Raw genomic sequence first — 7,553 nt, 5'->3', positions numbered from 1 at the left:
ATTTTTAAGTTTTTTCTGTTCAAGGCGGATATTTGCAAGTTTTTCTGTAATGGACTCTGCTGTGGGAAGGATTCCCTTTTCCATCTCGTAGCAGAGATTTATATATCTCTGCGGATAAGTTGCGTCAAGCTGCTGGGTGCTTGCGGCGTAGTCGTTTAACATCGCCTGAATACGCCGTTTGATGTCATCTGAGTAGTTGAGGATTGTAAGCTCGTAGCTCTGTTTGACGCCGCCGGCATGGCCTGTCAGAAGATCACCTTTCCTGTCTGTTCCTGACTCCGCATTCTGCCAGAGTCTCTGTGCCGATATGAACTTTACAGGAACAGGGGGGATTATCCTGCTTAATTCCCATGAGGTTTCGTCCTCATTGAAGTTATCGGGATTAACGGTATATTCGAGGGTATTTCCCTCAGGGGTTTCTGTTTTAAAGTGCAGTGACCACATATCACCAAGGGGGAGCTTTTTGCCCTGCATCTTCCCGAGGCTCTTTTCAATTGTAAGAGTCCTCTTTTTTAGCGGTTCTTCCTCACAGCCTTCTTCGATTTTAAATCCGAGTTTTAGGGTCTGAAATGAGATGTCTTTTATTTCGCGGAGGTTTCCGACGAACACTGCCCTTAGAAGTCTCAGGATTGTTGTTTTTCCATAGCCGTTCGGGGCAGTTATTATTGATATACTCTCTTTGTTTTCTATTGGTATTTTATGGTCGAATTTCCCGAAAAGACCGTTTATCTCAATGTATTCAAGTTTTATCCTGTTAAAACGAAGGGGTGAGTCTCTTGTTATTGCATCTATTAAGCGGCCAAGCATCTCCTCTGTGTTTTTGGAATCCAGAAGAGGGTATTCCACCCATTTGTCAGCAAACACTTTTGATACGATATCCGTGTATTCGCCGTGCATTTTGCGGCTTCCGAGAAACACAACTCTTTCATAGTTCAACAGACCGTCGGATTCGGCGTTTATCTCTATTGTATCGTATTCTATCCCTGATTCGGCGAAGGTGTTCTCGTTATAGTGCAATATCTCCTCATGCGGGAGGATGAATCCGTATTTGGGGGAGAGTATCACCCTGTCTTCGGGGTAGAACTTTTCAGAATATTCCCTGCACCTTTCTGCAAATCTGCCTGTAAATGCATACTCTGCTCTTATGTGACGTTTCCTGTCCAGATTTGTATCCATATCCCAGATCTTTTCCTCTCCGGCAGGAGTGATTACCAGGGTCTTTAGAGCCATTTATTCTATTTAAGGGACTCTTTGGAAATTAATGTAGCGAAGTGGTAGTGGCAGCCTTCACATGTGCTCAATTTATAGTTAACATTTGCTTGATGTAAAATGAAAAAGGTTATTATCTATTGATTCCTCAAATAAAATTGATCAGTTATGATATATTGTTCAGAATGTGGAAGAGTGATTGCCGAAGCTGATAGTGTCTGTCCTGCATGCGGGAAATCTCTAAGACGTGACTGCGGGCAGGGTTTTAGCGGTGATGGTGACAGACCTGCAGAACCTCGGGCACCATACCAGATATTAATATGCAATTACTGCCACGGGACAGGAATATCTCCGGGAAATGATCTGGTTGCAGAGAAGTGTCCTGTCTGTAAGGGTAGCGGAGGGGTTAAGGTGAAAAAGCCTTATTTAAGCTGTATGTACTGCAACGGAACCGGGAGAAGAAGTGATATTACGGGCTCCGGGATCTGTCCTGAATGCAGGGGAACAGGGTGGATTTCAAGAGTTTAGATTATTTTTTAAATCACTATATTTTCTATGGTTTAACAGGAGATTGTCCTGTGATTTCTCAACCGGCCGGATAGCTGTTATAGATTATATTGAAAAGTGCATTTTTTTTTATATATGACAGTTAGTTATATGTGTGTATGTGCGAATATATTCTGATATGTCTGGCGTTACATCAATCCGGGTCAGTATGGATATGAGGGATAAACTTACAGATTTAAAGGTGCATCCTAAGGAGTCGTATGAGGATGTAATCAGGCGCCTTGTGGAGACCGCAGTGGATGATGAGCCTTTGAGCGATGCGACAATCAGAGGAATAGAAGAATCCCTGGCTGATATTAAGGCCGGGAGGGTTTATTCACTTGAAGAGGTCGCAGAAGAACTTGGACTTAACTGATATGGTTTATAGAGTTCTTGTCACAAACCATGCAAAGAAAAACCTCGCACAGCTTCCAAAAAATGTCGCAAAAGAGATCTGTCTTGAATTAAAATCTCTGTCCTTTGAAGATAATCCTAAAAATCATGTTAAAAAATTAAAAGGCAATAAAAATCCCCCTTTTTATTCACTTCGTGTGGGAAGTTACAGGGTCATTCTGAACATTGAGGACAAAGTTATGGTGATTCATGTGATTGAGGCAGGGCATCGCAGTAAAATTTACAGGGGATATTAATCCCCGGTAAAAATCAGACAACCACAATCCTCCCGTCAGTAACAGGCGTAATCGGAGAATCCTTCTCAATTGCGGCTGCAAGAAGATTTATCAGGTTAATCTCGGTGTTGTATTTTTTATCATCCGAGATCGCGGCAAGATTTGAATAACCGTCGCCCCCGCCGGACATGTAGTCATTAACGGCGACAGTGTATGTCTCTTTCAGGTCGATGGGAACTATTCCGGAATCTGTCACAACCGAGAGATTTTCAATCCTGTCTCCTTTTGAGATCACTGTGTCTGTGTCATAGTCACAGCAGAATACATCGCCCTTCGTATTGATTGTAAACCTGACTCCTGAAACCTGCAAAAATCCGCCTGAATCAACCCTTTTTTCGCTTTTGCAGCTGTCACCTAACACAACAATTGCGGATGCAGACCGCTCAAGTGTATCCTTTATCTCACTGCCTGTCATCTGAATTGTCACAATGATATTTTCAAACGGAAGAATTGTATTTAACGTAAGATATGATATCTCCCCCGCCGGAATTACTGCATCTCCTCTGATTGAGCCTGAATTAATAAATGCAATATCAACGCCCGGGACATTCCCGCTGATTGTATCGGTAATCAGATCGCCCGTATTTGTCTCCTTTGTCCTTATAGCCTCAAATGATACCTCAAGCGGGACTGTTGTATACCCTATGGGTCCTGAGAGACTTTCGGTGTAATCTTCATAAAAAGGCATTATATATGACGTTATCGCAGGGTCATCCGGCATATCCTCTGTTATCTCATATCTCATGACTGATGAATCCGTTAAGGTCCCGTCCTCAAATGAAATATCAACCGAATCCGTCTCCTCACCGTACTTTCCGGCATGAATAATCAGTGTCCTCTCACCGCCGGCGCCTGTAACAGTCTCATTCCATACAAGATGGTCGTGTCCGCCGATAATCAGATCAATTCCGGGAACAGACTCTGCAAATTCTGTATCCTCCTCCCTGTTCTGATGAGTGAGTGCAATTATGATATCAACACCCTTATCCTTTAGTGAATTTACTGCCAGATTGCCGGATTCTGTTGTGTTTTCATTGAGATATACGCCTTCAGGGAGGTTTACAATCTTTTTAAGATCCGGTGTTATAATCCCGAAAACGCCAATCTTTGCGTCTCCGACATCGAGGATTGTGTAATCCGTTATTGTCTTATCTAAAACAGGGTCTGAAAATTTCATATTTGCGCAGATTACCGGATATGAGGCGTTTGTAGTCCATTGTTTTAAGACATCTGTTGAAAAATCAAAGGCGTGATTACCTAAAACGGCCACATCAAATCCTGCCATCGAATAGGATTTCGCCTCCGGGACTCCGGCATATGTATGATAAAAACTGCCCTCTCCGAGATCGCCTGCAAAAAGATAAAGTGTCTCTTCGTTCTCTTCCCCGAGAGTGTCGGCAAGAGCACATATTCTTCCGATTCTTGAACCTGTGTCGTTGTCACTCATCGAAAATAAGTGGCTGTGAATATCAGGTGTCGTTAAAATCCTAATTGTGCCTGAATACTCTAAACCGGAATCATCGCCTGTTTCAGTCGCCGGAAGAGCAGACATTATTATTGCAATCACAAAAAGTGCAAGGGTGACTGCCATAACTCCTCTTATAGATGATTTTTTCTGCATCATAATTTCCTTTTGTCTGATCTAATAAAAACCTGAAAATTTGAAACTGATAATAATCGCAGGTTTTTTTGTATTGCAGAGTATTTGGGATTAAGCAATTTAAATATTCAGTCATGCCTGTGATGATGGTGGATCTCCCCGTCATTTACAATCAGTACTCATTTTCATCCGGCTCAGATACAACCCTTATGAACTTCAGGTGGTACAGCCATTTTGGCGGCATATTCTGGATTTAATATATGTGTGTATTGGTGATTTAGATGGAAGGTAATTTCCATCTATCTCTCTAAGTAAAAAGGCTTCTATGGGTTTTGTTTTGTAAATAGACATGATTATCTCTGGAATGATCAAATAATTTACTGATAAAATGACAGGCTCCGATATTTTAATGAATCCAAATAATCTGGTTAAATTCCTCAAAAAAATGCCTTCAGAATTTACTAAAGAGGATATTATCCGTTTTTGTGAAGAGAACGACATCCGGATGGTCAATTTCCGATATGTGGCTGATGATGGCAAACTCAAGACACTGAACTTTATCATCTCCTCAAAAGAATACTTGGACACTCTTCTCACCGACGGAGAGAGGGTTGACGGAAGTAACATCTTCTCATTCATAGAAGCCGGAAGCAGTGATCTGTATGTTATTCCACGTTACAGAACAGCGTTTTTAAATCCGTTTTCAGAAATTCCAACTCTTGAAATTCTTTGTTCATACTATGACAACGAAGGAAAGCCACTGGGAAGTTCACCTGAATATGTTCTTAAAAAGGCAAATGCCGAATTTACAAAACAGACAGGAGCAACTTTTAAGGCACTCGCAGAGCTTGAATACTATGTAATCGGCGATGCAGAAGATACATTCCCTGCTGTTGATCAGAAGGGATACCACTCAGCTGAACCTTTTGTAAAATACGAAGAACTCCGTCTCGAAGCAATGGATCTTATTGCAAAGGCGGGCGGCAAGATCAAGTACGGCCACTCCGAGGTAGGCTGCTTTACAAAGGATGAGGCCTACAACGAACAGCACGAGATAGAATTCCTCCCTATGCCGGTGGAAGAAGCTGTCGAATCACTGGTAATCGCAAAGTGGATTGTCAGAATGCTCGGATACCGCTACGGTGTTGAGATCAGTTTTGCTCCGAAGATCACAGTCGGAAAGGCAGGTTCAGGTCTGCACTTCCACATGCTGGCTGAAAAGGACGGTAAAAATCTGCTTGTTGAAAACAGTGTTTTAAGCCCGATGGCACGTAAGATGATTGCCGGTGTCCTTGATCTCGGGGATGCCATTACAGCATTTGGAAACACAGTGCCGACATCATACCTACGGCTTGTTCCACACCAGGAAGCACCTACAAACGTCTGCTGGGGAGACCGCAACCGCTCGGTTGTTGTTCGTGTACCGCTCGGATGGAACGGTGCAAATACTATGACAACAGATGCAAATCCGGGAGATAAGACCATCTCAACAGACAGACCATCAAAACAGACCTTTGAATACCGTGTCGGTGACGGATCAGCTGATCCTTATCTCCTTGTTGCAGGTCTTATTACAGCGTCACTCCATGGAATCAACATGGAAGACGGACTTAAGAGGGCAGAAGAACTCTATGTCAGCGGGAATATCTTCAGTCCTGAGTACAAAGATCGCCTTGCAGAGCTCAAACAGCTTCCTGCTTCATGCTATGAATCAGCTGAAGTTCTGGATGAAAAGCGTGAATTCTTTGAGAAGAATGACATCTTCCCTGCAGGTATGATTGACGCAACTATCGGAAAGCTCAAGGCATTCGATGACAAGGGCTTAAGCGAGAAACTCTATGGTGATGATCAGGCTATTGCAGATCTTGTTGCAGAGTATATCCACGTTGCATAAAAACTGAATACTAAATACAACTCCTTTTTTTCCGGACCTTAACTGAAAATATTTCCCGTGAAGTGCACTATTTTAAAATCCCTAAAAAAAGCAGTAAAAAAGTTTGATATTTTCAGCCCGGCTATATGTCTCTTTTAACTTCCAGAAAACGCATGGATTTTATATCTCCTCTCGCCTGCACTTTTCCTGAGTCAATTAGGTGAAGCAGTCTTGTGCATATAAAGCTGTCACCGGACAGATGATATTCATTACAAAGTCTGCCAAGTGATTCGCCGACAACCCTTGCGGCAGATCTCCATTTATCTGTTACAAGGCCTTCTATCAGATCATCATATATATATTCTTCTGCTGAATATAGCTGCCCTTTGATAATTGTCCTGAGGTCTGAGTTCTCCTCCCTCAGTCTCTCCCGGAGTGGCAGGTAGTAATCTGTTTCATCAGCGGTCAGCTGTCGTGACATATTTACTGCCTTTAATACCATTTCAGGGGACATTTCACCTGTTGCAATGGGTACTGCCCTGTATGGTCTGCCCCCGTATTGATCTGACTGGTAACCTTCTATTCCGTCGGTTATGTCAACAACCTCAATTTGTGACAGATCGTTTTGCTCCGAGAGGAACTGTAAAAATCCGCAGTATTCACTGACAGAGCGCCTTGAAAGCCACAGAATTTTCTTTTCATAACTGGCTGAAGAGTATTTTCTGAATTTTTCATAGCATGACTTGATTGCTGATGCATATTCCGCCCTGTCATCTTCAGTATAAAGACTGCAGAGATACTCTGTTCTCTTCTCAATACTGCAGTCTTTCACCGGGCCTGTTCCCAAATCATCCGGAAAGGCTGTAAAATCCGAGTTCTCCAGTTCCCCGAGTGCATATTTTATTGTTCCTCCGGCAGACTCGGAAAATGCCACATGAAGTTTTTTGTTTATCATATTTTTTAATCCTGCTTCAAAAAAAAGAAGACTTTCAGATATGGTAAACTTTTAGACATATATATTTGTATGGTGGCATTTCTGCCGTAAAAAATATTTGAGATTATTCTCAGGCTTTTGGCTCCTGCTGTGTTGAACAGTGGATTCCGCCGCCTCCGAAGTTAATCGGGATTGTGTTTATCATAACAACTTTCCTGTCAGGGAACAGTGATTCTAAAATTTCTTTTGCTTTTATATCCTTCTCCCTGAGTGATTCAGGCATTCCCATTCCTTCCATGTAGTATTTCTGGCCCAGGACAAGGTCATTTGTAATCAGGAAATTGCAGTAGCTCTGTGCAGGTACGATATTTACCGGTTCTCCAACCGGAAACGTTGTCCCATCCCTTGAGATATAGGATTGTGCAATACTGTTGTATGCCTCCTCGTCAGGCTGTGCTTTAAAGTAGATCATATCGGGAATCGGCATACGGACGATCTTAAACGGATTTCCATTTTGATCAACTGCGTTTTTGAGGATCTCATAATTCTCCTCCATTCTGATCCTGTTCTCTTTCTCAACAGGTCCTTTTTTTGCCTCTTCTTCTGTAACTTCTGCAAGAAGTATGGTGTCTTCCGATACAAAGCGGCAGTATTCATCCATGTGGTTGTTTGCAGAAGCACTCCTGTATGCAATTCCTTCTC

9 protein-coding genes are annotated in these 7,553 nt (G+C 42.5%); 5 read left to right on the top strand and 4 right to left on the bottom strand.

Annotated features, from left to right (window positions below):
• Positions 1 to 1,230: AAA family ATPase (locus ACTB1O_RS03610; protein WP_462993775.1), on the bottom strand; the 1,230-nt coding region annotated here is incomplete at its 3' end.
• A 147-nt stretch (positions 1,231 to 1,377) separates the two neighbouring features.
• Between ACTB1O_RS03610 and ACTB1O_RS03605 the strand changes: the two genes are divergently transcribed.
• The 3 genes from ACTB1O_RS03605 to ACTB1O_RS03595 all read left to right on the top strand — a co-directional run bounded on the left by ACTB1O_RS03605 (position 1,378) and on the right by ACTB1O_RS03595 (position 2,405).
• Entirely contained in the window at positions 1,378 to 1,737 is a 360-nt protein-coding gene (locus tag ACTB1O_RS03605) for a hypothetical protein (RefSeq protein ID WP_462993774.1), read from the top strand.
• Positions 1,738 to 1,894: 157 nt separating this feature from the next.
• A complete protein-coding gene (locus ACTB1O_RS03600) occupies positions 1,895 to 2,131 on the top strand; it encodes a DUF7557 family protein (protein WP_462993773.1) in 237 nt (78 codons plus the stop codon).
• Position 2,132: 1 nt separating this feature from the next.
• On the top strand, positions 2,133 to 2,405 hold the full coding sequence (locus ACTB1O_RS03595; protein ID WP_462993772.1) for a type II toxin-antitoxin system RelE family toxin: 273 nt from the start codon (positions 2,133 to 2,135) through the stop codon (positions 2,403 to 2,405).
• 13 nt (positions 2,406 to 2,418) lie between these two features.
• On the opposite strand, the gene ACTB1O_RS03590 is transcribed toward ACTB1O_RS03595, so the two are convergent.
• Positions 2,419 to 4,068 (bottom strand): bifunctional metallophosphatase/5'-nucleotidase, encoded by a 1,650-nt coding sequence (locus ACTB1O_RS03590; RefSeq protein WP_462993771.1) that lies wholly within the window; start codon positions 4,066 to 4,068, stop codon positions 2,419 to 2,421.
• A gap of 65 nt (positions 4,069 to 4,133) precedes the next feature.
• Between ACTB1O_RS03590 and ACTB1O_RS03585 the strand changes: the two genes are divergently transcribed.
• Positions 4,134 to 4,301: a hypothetical protein gene (locus tag ACTB1O_RS03585; RefSeq protein WP_462993770.1), complete on the top strand. Its 168-nt coding sequence runs from the start codon at positions 4,134 to 4,136 to the stop codon at positions 4,299 to 4,301.
• A gap of 152 nt (positions 4,302 to 4,453) precedes the next feature.
• A complete protein-coding gene (locus ACTB1O_RS03580) occupies positions 4,454 to 5,938 on the top strand; it encodes a glutamine synthetase family protein (RefSeq protein ID WP_462993769.1) in 1,485 nt (494 codons plus the stop codon).
• A 121-nt stretch (positions 5,939 to 6,059) separates the two neighbouring features.
• Here ACTB1O_RS03580 and ACTB1O_RS03575 read toward each other — a convergent pair whose 3' ends face one another.
• Both ACTB1O_RS03575 and ACTB1O_RS03570 read right to left on the bottom strand, forming a co-directional pair.
• Positions 6,060 to 6,872: a DUF3658 domain-containing protein gene (locus tag ACTB1O_RS03575; protein WP_462993768.1), complete on the bottom strand. Its 813-nt coding sequence runs from the start codon at positions 6,870 to 6,872 to the stop codon at positions 6,060 to 6,062.
• A gap of 109 nt (positions 6,873 to 6,981) precedes the next feature.
• Positions 6,982 to 7,553: agmatine deiminase family protein (locus ACTB1O_RS03570; protein ID WP_462993767.1), on the bottom strand; the 572-nt coding region annotated here is incomplete at its 5' end.

It is taken from the genome of Methanomicrobium sp., from assembly GCF_055145805.1.
Note: the sequence above shows the minus strand (reverse complement) of the source record. Positions and strands in the feature narration are given on the sequence as shown.

Excerpts from the sequence above, each read along its gene's own strand:
- ACTB1O_RS03605 (WP_462993774.1), top strand. The coding sequence starts at position 1,378 with ATGATATATTGTTCAGAATGTGGAAGAGTGATTGCCGAAGCTGATAGT.
- ACTB1O_RS03600 (WP_462993773.1), top strand. The coding sequence starts at position 1,895 with ATGTCTGGCGTTACATCAATCCGGGTCAGTATGGATATGAGGGATAAA.
- ACTB1O_RS03595 (WP_462993772.1), top strand. The coding sequence starts at position 2,133 with ATGGTTTATAGAGTTCTTGTCACAAACCATGCAAAGAAAAACCTCGCA.
- ACTB1O_RS03590 (WP_462993771.1), bottom strand. The coding sequence starts at position 4,068 with ATGATGCAGAAAAAATCATCTATAAGAGGAGTTATGGCAGTCACCCTT.
- ACTB1O_RS03580 (WP_462993769.1), top strand. The coding sequence starts at position 4,454 with ATGAATCCAAATAATCTGGTTAAATTCCTCAAAAAAATGCCTTCAGAA.
- ACTB1O_RS03575 (WP_462993768.1), bottom strand. The coding sequence starts at position 6,872 with ATGATAAACAAAAAACTTCATGTGGCATTTTCCGAGTCTGCCGGAGGA.